General features: G+C 71.3%; 15 protein-coding genes. 8 read left to right on the top strand and 7 right to left on the bottom strand.

Annotated features, from left to right (window positions below; translation table 11 throughout):
• Positions 1-33: 33 nt before the first annotated feature.
• A complete protein-coding gene (locus ACWDY5_RS28155) occupies positions 34-1554 on the bottom strand; it encodes a right-handed parallel beta-helix repeat-containing protein (RefSeq protein ID WP_449725172.1) in 1521 nt (506 codons plus the stop codon).
• Positions 1555-1702: 148 nt separating this feature from the next.
• Here ACWDY5_RS28155 and ACWDY5_RS28150 point away from each other — a divergent pair, with 148 nt between their 5' ends.
• On the top strand, positions 1703-1963 hold the full coding sequence (locus ACWDY5_RS28150) for a hypothetical protein (RefSeq protein ID WP_449725171.1): 261 nt from the start codon (positions 1703-1705) through the stop codon (positions 1961-1963).
• Here ACWDY5_RS28150 and ACWDY5_RS28145 read toward each other — a convergent pair.
• Together ACWDY5_RS28145 and ACWDY5_RS28140 are read right to left on the bottom strand one after the other, a co-directional pair.
• Positions 1960-2265: an antibiotic biosynthesis monooxygenase family protein gene (locus tag ACWDY5_RS28145; RefSeq protein WP_449725170.1), complete on the bottom strand. Its 306-nt coding sequence runs from the start codon at positions 2263-2265 to the stop codon at positions 1960-1962. The two genes, ACWDY5_RS28150 and ACWDY5_RS28145, sit on opposite strands and share 4 nt — an antisense overlap.
• Positions 2262-2510 carry a DUF3039 domain-containing protein gene (locus ACWDY5_RS28140; protein WP_449725169.1) on the bottom strand — a complete coding sequence of 83 codons (249 nt, stop codon included), beginning with the start codon at positions 2508-2510 and terminating at the stop codon, positions 2262-2264. Before ACWDY5_RS28140 ends, ACWDY5_RS28145 begins: the two co-directional genes overlap by 4 nt.
• A 52-nt stretch (positions 2511-2562) precedes the next feature.
• Here ACWDY5_RS28140 and ACWDY5_RS28135 point away from each other — a divergent pair, with 52 nt between their 5' ends.
• Positions 2563-3474 carry a pseudouridine-5'-phosphate glycosidase gene (locus ACWDY5_RS28135; protein WP_449725168.1) on the top strand — a complete coding sequence of 304 codons (912 nt, stop codon included), beginning with the start codon at positions 2563-2565 and terminating at the stop codon, positions 3472-3474.
• 1 nt (position 3475) lies between these two features.
• Positions 3476-4375 (top strand): carbohydrate kinase family protein, encoded by a 900-nt coding sequence (locus ACWDY5_RS28130; RefSeq protein WP_449725167.1) that lies wholly within the window; start codon positions 3476-3478, stop codon positions 4373-4375.
• Positions 4376-4605: 230 nt separating this feature from the next.
• Here the strand turns inward: ACWDY5_RS28130 and ACWDY5_RS28125 are convergent, their stop codons facing one another.
• From ACWDY5_RS28125 to ACWDY5_RS28115, 3 genes are all read right to left on the bottom strand, one after another.
• Positions 4606-5169 (bottom strand): DUF2017 family protein, encoded by a 564-nt coding sequence (locus ACWDY5_RS28125; protein ID WP_449725166.1) that lies wholly within the window; start codon positions 5167-5169, stop codon positions 4606-4608.
• Between the two features lie 120 nt (positions 5170-5289).
• Positions 5290-5607, bottom strand: a complete 318-nt coding sequence (locus ACWDY5_RS28120; protein ID WP_252479107.1) for a DUF3099 domain-containing protein — start codon at positions 5605-5607, stop codon at positions 5290-5292.
• Positions 5608-5626: 19 nt separating this feature from the next.
• Positions 5627-6184: a hypothetical protein gene (locus tag ACWDY5_RS28115; protein ID WP_449725165.1), complete on the bottom strand. Its 558-nt coding sequence runs from the start codon at positions 6182-6184 to the stop codon at positions 5627-5629.
• A gap of 1173 nt (positions 6185-7357) precedes the next feature.
• Here ACWDY5_RS28115 and ACWDY5_RS28110 point away from each other — a divergent pair.
• Positions 7358-7951, top strand: coding sequence for a CGNR zinc finger domain-containing protein (locus tag ACWDY5_RS28110; RefSeq protein ID WP_449725164.1), 594 nt, complete (start codon positions 7358-7360; stop codon positions 7949-7951).
• Positions 7938-9485 (top strand): PucR family transcriptional regulator, encoded by a 1548-nt coding sequence (locus tag ACWDY5_RS28105; RefSeq protein WP_449725163.1) that lies wholly within the window; start codon positions 7938-7940, stop codon positions 9483-9485. Before ACWDY5_RS28110 ends, ACWDY5_RS28105 begins: the two co-directional genes overlap by 14 nt.
• Positions 9486-9629: 144 nt before the next feature.
• Here ACWDY5_RS28105 and ACWDY5_RS28100 read toward each other — a convergent pair whose 3' ends face one another.
• Positions 9630-10673: a C45 family autoproteolytic acyltransferase/hydolase gene (locus ACWDY5_RS28100; RefSeq protein WP_449725162.1), complete on the bottom strand. Its 1044-nt coding sequence runs from the start codon at positions 10671-10673 to the stop codon at positions 9630-9632.
• An 80-nt stretch (positions 10674-10753) separates the two neighbouring features.
• Between ACWDY5_RS28100 and ACWDY5_RS28095 the strand changes: the two genes are divergently transcribed.
• The 3 genes from ACWDY5_RS28095 (at position 10754) to ACWDY5_RS28085 (ending at position 13933) form a co-directional block, all read left to right on the top strand.
• Positions 10754-12262: a DUF7782 domain-containing protein gene (locus ACWDY5_RS28095; RefSeq protein ID WP_449725161.1), complete on the top strand. Its 1509-nt coding sequence runs from the start codon at positions 10754-10756 to the stop codon at positions 12260-12262.
• The gene (dtd, locus tag ACWDY5_RS28090) at positions 12259-12684 is read left to right on the top strand and encodes a D-aminoacyl-tRNA deacylase (protein ID WP_449725160.1); all 426 of its coding nucleotides are present in this window, start codon (positions 12259-12261) and stop codon (positions 12682-12684) included. The genes ACWDY5_RS28095 and dtd overlap by 4 nt, the downstream gene beginning before the upstream one ends.
• Positions 12685-12946: 262 nt before the next feature.
• Positions 12947-13933, top strand: a complete 987-nt coding sequence (locus ACWDY5_RS28085) for a sigma-70 family RNA polymerase sigma factor (RefSeq protein ID WP_449725159.1) — start codon at positions 12947-12949, stop codon at positions 13931-13933.
• Positions 13934-14077: the final 144 nt, after the last annotated feature.

The raw sequence follows: 14077 nt of genomic DNA, 5'->3' as shown, positions 1-14077 counted from the left end.
GGTCGGACGCGGCCGGACCGGAGCAGGAGCGGCTCAGTCCCCGTGCACGCCGGGACCCTGGTACGCGCCGATGTTGGGCACGCTGGGCATCGGGTTGCCGAAGACGTCCCGGTTGCCGGCCCCTGGCACCGGTTCCCCGGCGCGCAGTGCGGGCGAGCCCGCGCGCAGGCGGTAGCCGCCGAGGTCCAGCAGCCCGCTGGCCGAGCCGGGGTTCACCAGCCGGAGGTCCCCGGTCACCGCGCGGGCGTCCCGTTCCGGCACCGGAACGTTGAGGTAGGCGTTGGCCAAGTAGCGGCCGTGCTGGTCCTCGATGGCGGAGTTGCCGTCGGCGCGGGCGAAGACGTTGTTGGCCGCCAGCACCTGGGTGTCCTTGTAGTTGGCCACCATCCTGGTGTTGCGGGCGGTGAAGAAGGTGTTGTGGTGGATCCGCACGTTGGTCGCCTTCGCGCAGGAGATGTTGATCACCGCGACGTCCGGGTGCCCGTCGTGCTGGCTGATGTTGTGCCGGAAGACGCCGCCGTCGTTGACCGCGCCCTCGGCGTTGCACACCAGCAGCGCGCCGCCGTCGTTGTCGTGGCTGTAGTTGTACTGGTACAGCACGTTCCTGGACGCGCCGTCGAAGTCGAAGGCCATGCTGTCCTTGACGCCGAAACCGCCGGAGACCTCGTTGTACTGGATCACCGTGTCATCGGAGTTCCAGGCCCAGATCCCGGCGTTCCAGCCGCTGGAGCGCATGTTGAACTTGTGCACCCGGTTGCGCTCCACCAGCGCGCGCAGGGTGTTCTGCGGCACGATCCCGTCGCCGCCGACGTCGGTGACCACGTTGTCCCGCACCACCAGGTCGCGGATCGGCGCGAAGGAGCTGCCGGGGCCGCTCGGGTGCTCGGAGCGCTTGGCCCAGAGCGAGGTGGTGCCGATCCCGGTGCGGTCCACCCTGGTGACCTTGTTGCGCTCGATCAGGACGTCCTGGAACCGCGTCGGCCGCTGCGAGCCGAGCGCGCTGAACAGGATGCCGCCGCTGGGGTCGGGGTCCTTGTGGTCGGAGCCGTTGACGTCGTGCACCTCGACGTCGGCGACCACGTAGTGGTGGCCGACCCCGAAGTCGGTCAGCGTCACGTGGATGCCTGCGCGCCGCTCCTCGGGGCCGGGCTGCGGGCCGGAGTTGCTCACCCGCAGGTCCCTGATCTCCCAGTACTGCACGTTGTTCAGGTGCACCGCGGCCCGCGCGCCGCCACCGGCGATGTGCGGCTTGGCGCCCTCGCCGTAGGCGCCGAGCTGGATCGGGTTGGTCCGGGAGCCGGAACCGCGCGGGCGGAGCACGCCGCCGCACTCGGTGCCGCGGCGCAGCAGCAGCCGGTCACCGGGGGAGAAGGTGAACGCGTTCGCCTGTTCCAGGCGGTTCCACGGCGCCTCCGCGGTGCCTGTGCCGACACTTCGTGCTGAGCAGTCCAGGTGGAACTCCCGCGCCTGCGCGGCCGCCGACGGCGCGTTGAGCACCGAGGCGGCCAGCGCCACGGCGCCGAGTGAGGCGAGCACAGCACGACTGGCAGGCATCAGCGTCTCCTTCCGTGGACCGATGTTGATCACCATCGGCACCGGCGGGGAAACGATTGAGTCACCGATCGGGCAAAGATCGCGACCAGAGGAGCGGAATCCCTGATGTGATGACAGCGCAGCGTGTTCGGCGACTACCGTCAACCGGGTGGACGATCTGATCGGCGTGGCGCGCCGCCCGGCGCGCGCCTGGGGATGGTCGGTGGTCGTGCTCGGTGTGCTGCTCGTCATCGCCGCGGGCGTGACCGGACCGCTGGCCGCGACCCTCGCTGGCGCGAGCAGCGGTGTGGCCGCGTCCCTGTTCGGCTCGGCGGCGCTGCTGGACCCGGCACGCGGCCAGTGGTGGCTCGTGGTCGGCGGCACCCTGCTCGCCACCGGCACCGCGGCCTGCGTGCTGCTACGCGCCTAAGCGCCCGGGAGCGCGTCGAGGTAGTGCTCGACCACCGGGAACGGGTGGTAGAAGTGGTGCAGCAACTCGCGCCACCGCTGGTACTCCGGCGAGCGCCGGAAGCCCTCCTCGTGCGCGGCCACGCTGTCCCACTCCACGAGCAGCAGGAACTCGCTGGGCCGCTCCACACAGCGGGACAGCCGCAGCGAACGGAACCCGGGCTGGCCGGAGATCAGCGGCCGGGCCTGGGCGAAGGCGTCCAGGAAGGCCGCCTCCGCACCTGGCCGGACCGAGAGCTGAGCGTGTTCGAGAACCGCGCTCACGCACCGCCGCCGGGCGGCAGGCTCTCGTAGATCTTCTTGCAGTCCGGGCACACCGGCGAACCGGGCTTGGCCGACTTGGTCACCGGGAACACCTCGCCGCACAGCGCCACCACGTGCGTGCCCATGACCGCGCTCTCCGCGATCTTGGCCTTGCGCACGTAGTGGAACATCTTCGGCGCGTCGTCGCTGGTGCTGTCGGTGGCGTCCGGGGTGGTGTCGACCTCGGGAAGAGTCTGGGTACTCACGTGCACCATGATGCCTCACGGACAGACGGAGTTCAGCGAGAAGGAGGCAGCGGTGCTGCGGGTGAGTGACGAGGTGCGATCGGCGCTGGCAGACGGGGGCGCCGTGGTCGCGCTGGAGAGCACCATCCTCGCGCACGGACTGCCGCCCGGCCGCAACCTGAGCGTGGCCAGGGAGCTGGAGGACGTGGTGCGCGCCGCGGGCGCGGTGCCCGCGACCATCGCCGTGCTGGACGGCACACCGGTGGTCGGCCTCTCCCCCGCTGAACTGGAGCGGGTCTGCGATCCGGCCGCTGACCTGGCCAAACTCTCCCGCCGGGACCTGGGCGTGGCGATCGGCCTCGGCCGCAGCGGGGCGACCACGGTGGCCAGCACGGCCGCGCTGGCGCAGCGGGCAGGCATCGGCGTGTTCGCCACCGGCGGGCTGGGCGGGGTGCACCGCGGCGCGCGGGAGAGCTGGGACGTCTCCGCCGACCTGGCGGTGCTGGCCCAGACCCCGGTGCTGGTGGTGTGCTCCGGGGTGAAGTCGGTGCTGGACATCGCGGCCACCCTGGAGCTGCTGGAGACCTCTTCGGTGCCGGTGCTCGGCTACCGCACGGACCGCTTCCCCGCCTTCTACCTGCGCGAGTCCGAGCTGGACGTGCCCTGGCGGGTGGACACCCCAGCCGAGGCCGCCGCGGTGGTGGCCGCGCACCGCACCCAGGTGCCGGGTTCGGCCGGGGTGCTGCTGGCCAACCCGATCCCGGCCGAGGCGGAGATGGACCGCGCCCTGCACGACCGGCTGCTGGCCGAGGGCCTGGCCCTGCTGGCCGAGCGGAACGTGCACGGCAAGGACGTCACGCCGGTGCTGCTGACCCATTTCCACCAGGCCAGCGCGGGTGTGAGTCTGGACGCGAACGCGGCGCTGGTGCTGTCCAACGCGGACCTGGCGGCGCGGGTGGCGGTCGAGCTGAGCGGAGCGAACTGAGATGGCGCGGATCGTGGTGGTCGGGGACGCCGGCCTGGACGTGGTGGCCCGGCACGACGGACCCCTGGTCCACGGCGGCGACACCCGCTCGGCGGTGCGCATGGTGGTCGGCGGCGCGGGCGCGAACACCGCGGCCTGGCTCGCCCACTGCGGGGCCGAGGCGGTGCTGATCGGCCGGATCGGCGGCGACATCGCCGGTCACCGCGTCGGCGCGGAGCTCGACGCGGCGGGCGTGACCACCGCGCTGGTCGTCGATGAGAGCGCTCCGACGTGTTGCGTGGTGGTCCTGGTGGACGAGGCGGGCCAGCGCACCATGCTGCCCGACCGCGGCGCCAACGCCCGCCTGAGCCCCGCCGACATCGCCCCCGGCGCCCTGCTCGGCGCGGACCACCTACACCTGTCCGGCTACGTCCTGCTCGACGAGGGCTCGCGTCCCGCGGGCGTGGCGGCGCTGGCCGCGGCGCGGGCGGCGGGCCTGACCACCTCGGTGGACCCGCAGGCCGCCACGCTGATCACCCGGCTGGGCACGGCGAGGTTCCTGGAGCTGGTGGCCGGCGTCGACCTGCTGCTGCCGAACGCCGATGAGCTGGCGGTGCTGACCGGGTCCACGGATCCGGAGTCGGCGCGGGACCTGCTGCAGGTGGTCGGCGCGGTGGCGGTGACCTCGGGCGATGGCGGGGCGCACTGGGTGGCGGCCGGCGCGACGGTGAACGCGGACGCCCCGGTGGTGGACTGCGTGGACTCCACCGGCGCTGGCGATGCCTTCAACGCGGGCCTGCTGGCGGCCTGGCGCGGCGGAGCGGAGATCGCGGCGGCGCTGGCGGCCGGTGTGGCGGCCGGGGCGCGGGCGGTGCAGGTGGTGGGTGCGCAGCCGCCGAGCCCGTTGAACGTGCGGGGCTGAGCGGCAGGGTGCGGGGCTGGTGGCGCGGCCCGCTCGACCGGGCGGGTGGCGCGGCCCCGGCGCTGGCTGCCGAGCGTGCGGGCGGCGCGACTGCGGCGTGTCCGACCCGGCGCGGACTGGGCGGCGGGTGATGGCGGGGCGCTCGGTGCGGGCGGTGCATCGAGCGCGGCCGCGACGTCAGTGTGCGCTGGGTGCTACAGCGGATACCCGGGCGGAGAATCCGTGGTGCGTCAGCGCGAAACGGTGATCTTGCTGATCTCGGCCAGTTCGTGCGCCACGTCCCACAGCCAGGTGGTGAGGTAGAACGCGCGGCCGAGTTCGTCGCCGGCTTCGGGCTGGTCCCGGCGCAGGTCGTAGATCGCATCCGGCACCCGCCAGCTGATCGCGGCGGTGATCCGGTAGTCGAGCAGCACCCGGAACCAGGCGCGCATGTGGCGTTCCTCGCGCAGCACGACCATGCCACCACGCTCCGGCAGCGTCGCCCACACCAGGTTGATGTCCTTGTACAGACCGGCGAACAGGTCCGGCTCGTGCCAGAGGCGAACCTCTTCTGACTCTTCCTCGCAACAGTGCCAGTCCAGGATCGCGTTCAGCCTGCGGTCCTCGGTGGCCTCGGTCGGCAGCGGCAGGCCCAGCTCAGCACCGAGCGGGTAGTCCGTGTGGTACTGATCCATTCGCCACTGCACCAGTGAGGCGAACCCGGACAGGTGCCGCCGGAGCCAACTGGCCTGCGCCGCGGTGAAGTTCCCGACGACCAGGTCGTTGGTCCGGTCCCAATGGATCGCTCCGCACATCCCTGACCTCGGACTCTGACCAGTTTCCGTACCTACCACTACTGGGCGAGTTTCCGCACCGTCCACCTGAGCCCCCTGTGATTGAGCGGAACGTAACCATACCGCCACTCCGGGTGGAGATCAGCCCTCGATTACAGGATGTTGTTTCGATTCGATGGCGGTATCGTCACGCACCCGCCGGAACCGGTTCACCTTCTCCGCCTTTCGCGGCGGGCGGTCGTTGGCGATCAGCACCGCCATCCACGGCAGCGGCACCGACAACACCAGCAGACCGATCGCCAGCCACGGGATCTGGTAGCAGGCCGCGGCCGCCACCAGGCACGGGATACGCATCGACATCATCAGGAAGTACTTGCGCTTCCGAGCCGCGAACTGGTCCTCGTAGGACTGCTGCGCCTCAGTGATCAGGACCGGGGTGCCGTCCCGATGTGTGGTCATCCGACACCACCTCCTTTCGTCATCTTTCCACCAGGTCGGGCCGGGCGGGAGAGCCTTTCGGATCGACAGCTTCGAAGCCGAGATCCGACCGCATGAGATTGCGCAGTCGCGCATAGGCGTCCTGGGCTTCGGACCAGTACTTTTCGACCAGCTCCAGCCGGATGTCACCCTTGTCGGGCCGGGTCAGTTCACGGGAGAGCCGGGATCGAGAAATCATTGCGGTGCGCAACAAATCCCGAATCTCGCGGGTACCCACCAGATTGATCAGGCCAAGCACATTCTTGGCTTCGATCCAGGCCGTGCGCAGATCGACAAGTTCGAGTTCGCCGGTAACCAAGTCCACCCCGCGCGCCTTGTCCTTGTGTGGGTGCATCACCCAGTCCCAGGACTCCAGTGCGCCGATCACCTGGGCATAAGCCTCACGCCGGGCGTCAAATCGTTTGTTGTCCTCATCCCGGCGCTTCTCCCGGTTCCACCGGCGATCCTCCCGCCAGGCGGCGATGAACTGAGCGCCGAGCACACCGAGGAGCCCCAGCAGCCCCACGACCACCGGCACCCAGACCGGAACCTGTGTCATGTCCGCGACAGTAGGCCGGTGGCGCGGGGGCGGTTGCGGGTGGGGCGGGATCGGCAGGTTGGGGCGTTGCCGGGTGAGGGCGGGCGGGGGCTCAGGCGAACGGGGCGAACGGGGGGCGAGGGACGCTCAGGCGAGCGGGCAGAGCGGGGAGAGCGGGGCGAACTGGCGAACTGGACCAGCGGGGCCAGTGGGGCCAGCGGGGTGAACGGGACCAGCGGGACGAACGGGGGGGGCGAGCGGGCGGCGAGCGGGCGGCGGGCAGGCGGGCAGACCGAGGAGCCCGAGTGGACGGGCAGGCCGGGCTGCTTAGGTCGACGGGCGGGCGAGGTGGACGGGAGAGGCGGGCAGGTGAACACCGTTGGGAGCGCCGGAAGTGCCGGTTCAACCAGGGTGTTTCGGTTCAACCGGGCGTGCCGGTTAGACCGATACCCACCGGTTTAACCGGCTCACACCGGTTTAACCGGTGCGTCCAGGTCTAACTGGTGCCCGCTGGTTTAACTGGTGTCTGCCGGTTTAACCGGTGATTACCGCTTAAACCGGCGGGCACTGCTATGACCGGTGGCCACCGGAACGACCCGCGACCGAGCGTGCAAGCGGTGATCAACCGCGCGGGGTGGCGGCCAACATCGCGACCACTGACCAACCGCTCGAGGGCTGCCGGCCCCACCAGCGGCGACCGAGCGCACGAATGGCGGCCAACTGCGCGGTGGAGGCCAATCCCGCGAGTGGCGGCCAAGCCCGAGGTCGAGGCCGAAGGTGAAGGTCACCGTCGAGGGTGAAGGTCACCGTCGAGGGTGGAGGCCGCCGTCGAGGGTGGAAATCAACGCCGCGGGTGGAGGGCACCGTCGCGGGTGGAGGGCACCGTCGCGAGTGGAAATCAACGCCGGGGGCGGAAGTCGCCGTAGCGGGTGGAGGTCAACGTCGCGGGTGGCAGCCGGGCGCGCGACGGCTGACCGACCGCATGGGTGGTGGGCGACGCTCTGGGTGGCGGGCGGTCTCGGGAGTGGTGGTTGGGTGCACGAGTGGAGGTCGCCCTGGCAAGTGGTGTTCACCCGTATCGGCGGTGGTCGCCTGTACAACCGGTGGTCACCGGTTCAACCGGGGGCAACCGGTTTAAGTGGTGGGGGCCGGTATAAGGGGTGGGTACCGGTTATACCGGTTAGGCTGGCGGGTATGGGTGAGGAGGCGGCTGGGCTGCCGATGGTTGGGCATGACGGGCAGCGGTATCGGTTCAATCCTGGCGCGTTGTGTCTGGAGCTGTTGGTCAGCAGCGGGGAGGATGAGCGCGGCACGTGGGAGGTGCTCGGTGAGGTTGAGGACTTCCGGCGCTGGTTGACCGACACCCGGTTCGGCAAGGCTCGGATCGAGTTGAACGATGCGGAACTGGGTGAGCTGAAGAAGTTGCGGGAGTCCGTCTGGCAGTGTGCGGTTCGGGCCGCGCGGCGTGAGCCGATTCGGCGGGTGCACTTCTCCGACTGGAACCGGTTGGCCGCCGCGCCGCCGCCGGTGCCCAAGTTGACCAGCAATGGGCGGCAGTGGCAGGAGCCGGTTGCCGGATCCGCTGTGTTGTCCGCCTTTGCCAGGGATGCCATTGAGTTGTTCGGGGGGCCCTATGTGGACCGTGTTCGGCATTGTTCGGGCGGGGACTGCGAGCTGATCTTCGTGGACACCTCCCGGCCCGGTCAGCGGCGCTGGTGCTCGATGCAGCGGTGTGGCAACCGGGCCAAGCAGCGCGGACGGCAGGGAGCCGCGCATGGTCACGCTTGAGCGGTTGGTCGACGTGCTTGGCGGGCTGGGCACGCGGCTGGGGTGTGCGCCTCGGGGGCGGGAGGTCGAGCTGCGGGGACTGTCGCTGCATGATCCGACCGAGTCGCATCCGACCAGTCCGACCGATGTGTTGCTGGGCATCGGCACCGGGTCGGTGACCGCGGCTGCCCGGCTGGTGCGTGGGACCACCGCCGCGGCCGTGGTGTTGCACGGGCCGCCGGAGCTGGACGAGCGGGTGCTGGCCGCGGCTCGGAGTTCCGGGGCGGCGGTGTTGATGGTTGATCCGGCGGTGCCGTGGAGTCATCTGGCGGGGCTGATTCACACGTTGGTGCTCAGTGGGCAGGGGCCCAGCCGGGATGTGCCGGGGGATCTGTTCGCGGTGGCGGATGCGATCGCAGCGGTGGTGGGCGGGCCGGTCACCATCGAGGATCTCCAGTCCAGGGTGCTGGCCTACTCCAACCGGCAGGAGGACGTGGACGCGGCGCGGGTGCAGACCATCCTGGGGCGGCGGGTGCCGCCGGATGTGCTCAAGGCCTTGGCAGAACACGGCGTGTTCAAGCATCTGGCCAACTCTGACGAGCCGTTGCTGGTCCCGGCGCTGACGCCTGGGCTGTTGGGTCGCCTGATCGTGGCTATTCGGGCCGGGCGGGAACTTCTTGGGTCGGTGTGGGTCGAGGTGACGCCGCCGGTGCGGCCGCAGGCGCACTCGGCCATGGTGGACGGGGCGCGCACCGCCGCACTGCACCTGCTGCGCGCCCGCGCGGGGGCCGATCTGGAGCGGCGGGCCGAGGCGGACGCGGTGCTGAGTCTGTTGGACGGCACCGCGGACGCGCCGGGCACGTTGTCCCGGCTGGGGCTGGCCGCCGGGGCGTTGCGGGTGGTGGCGTTGCACGCGCACGCCGGGATGAACGAGCACGGGGCCGCGCTGCTCGCCTTCGAGCGGGCCACCTCCGGGTTCGGCTGGTCGCGGCCGGGCCGCAGCGCGTTGCTCGGCAACGTGCTCTACACCGTGCTGCCCGATGACAACCCGGCCCGCGACTGGCTGCGCTCGCTGCTGCGCGAGCTGCCCGCCGACGTGGCCGTGCACGCCGGTATCGGCGGCCGGGCCAACCCCGGCGACCTGCCGGCCAGCCGGTTGGAGGCCGAGGAGTGTCTGGCGGCGCGGGTGGCGGGGCTGGTCGAGGCGGACACCGTGGACTACGACGAGCACTGGGCGCAGGTGTTGCTGCTGCGGCTGCGCACCGCGGCCGAAGCCGGGCGGCTGCCCACGCGCGGGCCGGTGGCCGACCTGCTCCGGCAGGACACCGAGCACGGCACCGACTACCTGGCCACCCTGCGCGCCTGGCTGGCCGCGGGTGGGGACGGCAAAGCCGCCGCGCGCAGGCTCGCCGTGCATCCCAACACCCTGCGCTACCGGCTGCGCAAGATCGAGCAGCTGACCGCGCTGCGCCTGGACGAAGCCGACCAGCGGCTGGCCCTGACCGTCGCGCTGGCCGCGCTGCCGGCGCAAGGATCGCGTAAAGATCGCTGGTAGCGGCGTCAACGAGGCGTGAACGGGGTTCTCCGCGACCGGTCCGCGGCCCGACCATTCCGGTCGTGGCCAACCTGCCTTACACCCTCGCGCTGATCGGCGGCTTCGTCTTCCTCGCGCTGGCCATCCGCGCGGTCCAGTGGCGCGTCACGGTCCGGCCAGCGCGGCGGCCACCGAACAGGTGAAGCGCTTTCCGCTGCTGGGCACCACAGTCAGCTCCGCCGCGGCCAGGTCCACCACGCAGGTGGCCAGGGTGGCCGAGTCGCCTTCGGCCGGCTGACGGCAGACGCCGCGTGGGTGCGGGCTGGTCAGCACGTCCAGGAACCACTCCACATCCGGCTCGGCCGGCGGTTCCAGGGCGTCCAGGACCTTCGCCCGTTCCCGGCTGGACCGGGTGACCAGCTCGGGCAGGTCCAGGTGGCGCAGGTGGTTGGTGTGCCAGAACGGCCCCTCCCCCGCCTCCTCGACCGCGCTCGACCCGGCCGCGGCCTCCACGTGCGCGACCCGGCCGGTTCCCAGCTCGGCCAGGTTGTAGGCGAACCCACCGGCGGAAGGCAGTTCGGTGAGCAGCCGGACAGCCTCGTCCAGGTCGCGTGCCCGGTGCACCGCGCGGGCCACGAAGTGCCTGCCCGGCGCGATGGCCGGTTCGGTCACCGGCAGGTGGTCCAGGCCGAAGACCAGGCCGTGGCCGGTCAGCGTGAAGGCGTTGCTGGGCAGCATGCCCGGGTACCAGAGCGCGGTGACCGGGACCTCGCCCGCGCAGTCCAGGGTGACCAGCAGCAGGCGGCCGGACAGCTCGGCGCCGCCGTCCTCGTTGTGCGCGAACACCCGGCCCGGCCAGGCCAGGTCCGAGCAGCCCGCGCTGCCGGCCTGGGCCGGCAGGTCGCCGCGCAGGTTGACCAGCAGCAGGGTCCGCTCGGACTGGTTGGCGCCCTGGGCCATCGCCGCGAGCTCGGCATATTCCTGAGCGTGGTTCACCCTGGTCAGAGCACTGAGCCTGGACAGCCGGACCAGGCCGGTGTCGGTGCGGGCGTAGCGGTCCAGCGCGGGCCACTCCGGCAGCGAGTGCACCGCCTCGGCGATCTCGGCGCGGTACTCCTCGCCGAGCGCGCGGAACACCTCGAGGCGGGGTCCGGTCAGCCCGGCCCACCGCAGGCCGTCCAGCTCGCGGTGCGCGTGAGCCACGGACATGGGATCACCCCCCTCCTGCGTTTCAACATAGGGGGACGGGCGGAGAAGTGGGGATCGGCGAAACGTGTGAGGATCTTCGCGTGTTCGGCATTGGGATCGATGACCAGGTATCCGACCGGCTGCGGACGGCTTTCCTGTCCGCGGACTACCACGCGGACGGCGTGCTCGAACTGCTCGGCCCGGCCGCGCACGCCGCGCTGGGCCGCGGTGAGCTGGAACCGGCCGCGCGCGCCTGCGCCGACGGCGGTGCGCTGGGCGCGCTGGTCCGGCTGTTCCTGCTGAACGAGCCGGTGCGGGAGAGCGAGGCCGCGTCGGCGCTGCGGCCGCTGCCGGTGGCCGAGGCGATCACCGCCGGACTGCTGCGCGCCGACGGCGAGCAGGTGCGGGCCGCGCTGGACGTCCGGCCCTACGGCGACGACCAGGGCTCCTGGTGGGTGATCTCCGACCTGGACTCCGAGGCCATCGGCGGCCCGGTGCCCGCCGACCACGTGCTCGGTGTCGGGCACGCCTCGATCAGCCTGGCCAGGGCCACCGCGCGCCGCCCGGTCGGCACCCTGCTCGACCTGGGCACCGGCTGCGGGGTGCAGTCGCTGCACGCGAGCAGGCACGCCGAGCACGTCACCGCCACCGACCTCTCCGGCCGGGCGCTCGCGCTGGCCTCGGCCACCTTCCGGCTCAACCAGCTGGACGTGGAGCTGGCCCGCGGCGAGTGGTTCGCGCCGGTGGCCGGTCGACGGTTCCAGCAGGTGGTGTGCAACCCGCCGTTCGTGGTCGGCCCGCCGAGGGTGGACTACGTCTACCGCGACTCCGGGCTGTCCGGGGACTCGGCCAGCGAGCTGGTCATCCGGCAGCTGCCCGCGCACCTGGCCGACGGCGGGGTCGGGCAGCTGCTCGCCTCCTGGCTGCACGTCAAGGGCCAGGACTGGGCCGAGCGGGTCGCCTCCTGGCTGCCCGAGACCGGGCTGGACGCCTGGGTGGTGCAGCGCGATGTGGCCGATCCGGCGCTCTACGTCGGCACCTGGCTGCGCGACGCGGGCGTGGATCCGCGTTCGCCGGAGGGCCGGGAGCAGGCGGGGCGCTGGTTGGACTGGTTCGCCGAGAACCAGGTCGAGGGCATCGGGTTCGGCTTCGTGACGCTGCGGCACACCCAGTCCGGGCCCGCCGACATCGTCTGCGAGGACCTGCGCCAGGCCTACGACGACCCGCTGGGCCCGGAGACCGCGGGCTGGCTCGACCGGGTGGCCTGGCTGCGCCAGCACAGCGCTGACGAAGACCTGCTCGCCGCCCGGCTCACCGTGCCGGCCGCGGTGCTGCTGGAAGAGGTGTCCAGCCCGGCCGAGGACGGCTGGACCTCGGTGGTGCGCCGCCTGCACCGCCAGGACGGACCCGGCTGGCAGCACGACCTGGACGACCTGGCCGCCGCTTTGCTGGCCGGTTGCCGGGGCCACCTGGACCTGGCCGACCTGCTCGGCCTGCTGGCCGCCGCGCACGACCTGCCGCCGCAGGTGCTGGCCATGGGCGCGCTGCCGGCGGTGCGCAACCTGATCCGGCACGGGATGCTGGTGCCCGCCGACTGGGTCGTGACGTGAGGGCGGTCGTCTCCCGGGTGAGCCGGGCCAGCGTGACCGTGGACGGCGACGTGGTGGGCGCGATCGACGAGCCGGGCCTGCTGGTCCTGCTCGGCGTCACGCACACCGACACCGAGGCGACCGCGGCCACCATGGCCCGGAAGCTGCACGAGTTGCGCATCCTGCGGGACGAGCAGTCCTGTGCCGAAACCGGGGCCCCGCTGCTCGTAGTGAGCCAGTTCACTCTGTATGGCCAGACCCGCAAGGGCAGGCGGCCCTCCTGGACCGAGGCGGCCCGACCGGAAGCCGCCGAACCCTTGGTGGCCGCGGTGGTAGAAGCCCTGCGTAGCCGGGGTGCGCGGGTGGAGACAGGGCGGTTCCGGGCGGCCATGGCGGTGGAAAGCGTGAACGACGGCCCATTCACCGTGCTGGTCGATCTTTAAGGGTTCTCTTTACGCCTTCTCAGCGAATCCTCAGCCTGCGGAAGCAACCCCGCAGGAGCGCCTGACGTCTTGCAAATAGAGAGTGGGTACCGGGAACGAAACCGGGAACGGCTTCGTTATCCAAGTGTCCAGCCAGGACAGGACGGGGAATCCGAACAGGGACGGAACCCCGCACTGAAGGGGCCGCCGCGCAACGGGGCGTCGGCTTGGTGACGCATGCCCGCATGACGCCTGTTTGCCCGCGACCAGGGAGGGAGCTCCGATGACCGTCCCACTGAAGCTTACTGAGCAGGAGCCGCAGGAGACTGTTCTCGAGGCGCACGACCTCGACGCGCAGAGCCCCGCGGCTGACCTGGTTCGAGTCTACCTGAACGGAATCGGCCGCACCGCGCTGTTGACCGCGGCGCAAGAAGTCGATCTCGCCAAGCGGATCGAGGCAGGTGTATTCGCACGGCACATGCTGGATGAGGACAAGTCCCTATCCCCGCAGCGCCGCGCGGACCTAAGGACGCTGGTCCGGGACGGGCACACCGCGAAGAACCACCTGCTGGAGGCGAACCTCCGCCTGGTGGTCAGCCTCGCCAAGCGCTACACCGGCCGCGGCATGCCGCTGCTGGACCTGATCCAGGAAGGCAACCTGGGCCTGATCCGCGCGGTGGAGAAGTTCGACTACAGCAAGGGCTTCAAGTTCTCCACCTACGCGACCTGGTGGATCCGCCAGGCGATCACCCGCGGCATGGCCGACCAGGGCCGCACCATCCGGCTGCCCGTGCACCTGGTGGAACAGGTGAACAAGCTGGCCAGGATCAAGCGCGACCTGCACCAGCAGCTGGGCCGCGAGGCCACGCACGAGGAGCTGGCCGCCGAGTCCGGCCTGCCCGCTGACAAGATCGCCGACCTGCTCGACCACGCGCGGGACCCGGTGAGCCTGGACATGCCGGTGGGCGCCGAGGAAGACGCCCCGCTGGGCGACTTCATCGAGGACTCCGAGGCCACCGACGCCGAGAGCGCGGTCATCTCGGGCCTGCTCCAGGACGACCTGCGCCGGGTGCTGGCCACCCTGGACGACCGGGAGCAGCACGTGATCCGCCTGCGCTACGGCCTGGACGACGGCCAGCCCAGGACGCTGGACCAGATCGGCCGCCGGTTCGGCCTCTCGCGGGAGCGGGTGCGCCAGATCGAGCGGGAGGTCATGTCCAAGCTCCGCCAGGGTGACCGCGCCGAACGCCTGCGCGCCTACGCCAGCTGACGCTGAGTAGTCCCCCGCCTCACCCAGATAGCCGCGTTGACTTGTGACCTGCCTCACGGCACGGTTCTCAAGAACCAACACAGACTGCGCAGCCCGGACGTACCACTGCGGCCGGACTGCACACCCCGGGAGGTCGGACCCGTC

Source organism: Crossiella sp. NPDC003009 (assembly GCF_053591555.1).
This window is presented reverse-complemented; position numbering and strand designations above follow the sequence as displayed.

Bases quoted from the DNA above. Each gene is read 5' to 3' on its own strand.
- ACWDY5_RS28155 (WP_449725172.1), bottom strand. From the start codon at position 1,554: ATGCCTGCCAGTCGTGCTGTGCTCGCCTCACTCGGCGCCGTGGCGCTG.
- ACWDY5_RS28130 (WP_449725167.1), top strand. From the start codon at position 3,476: ATGGCGCGGATCGTGGTGGTCGGGGACGCCGGCCTGGACGTGGTGGCC.
- ACWDY5_RS28125 (WP_449725166.1), bottom strand. From the start codon at position 5,169: ATGTGCGGAGCGATCCATTGGGACCGGACCAACGACCTGGTCGTCGGG.
- ACWDY5_RS28120 (WP_252479107.1), bottom strand. From the start codon at position 5,607: ATGACCACACATCGGGACGGCACCCCGGTCCTGATCACTGAGGCGCAG.
- ACWDY5_RS28115 (WP_449725165.1), bottom strand. From the start codon at position 6,184: ATGACACAGGTTCCGGTCTGGGTGCCGGTGGTCGTGGGGCTGCTGGGG.
- ACWDY5_RS28110 (WP_449725164.1), top strand. From the start codon at position 7,358: ATGGGTGAGGAGGCGGCTGGGCTGCCGATGGTTGGGCATGACGGGCAG.
- ACWDY5_RS28105 (WP_449725163.1), top strand. From the start codon at position 7,938: ATGGTCACGCTTGAGCGGTTGGTCGACGTGCTTGGCGGGCTGGGCACG.
- ACWDY5_RS28100 (WP_449725162.1), bottom strand. From the start codon at position 10,673: ATGTCCGTGGCTCACGCGCACCGCGAGCTGGACGGCCTGCGGTGGGCC.
- ACWDY5_RS28085 (WP_449725159.1), top strand. From the start codon at position 12,947: ATGACCGTCCCACTGAAGCTTACTGAGCAGGAGCCGCAGGAGACTGTT.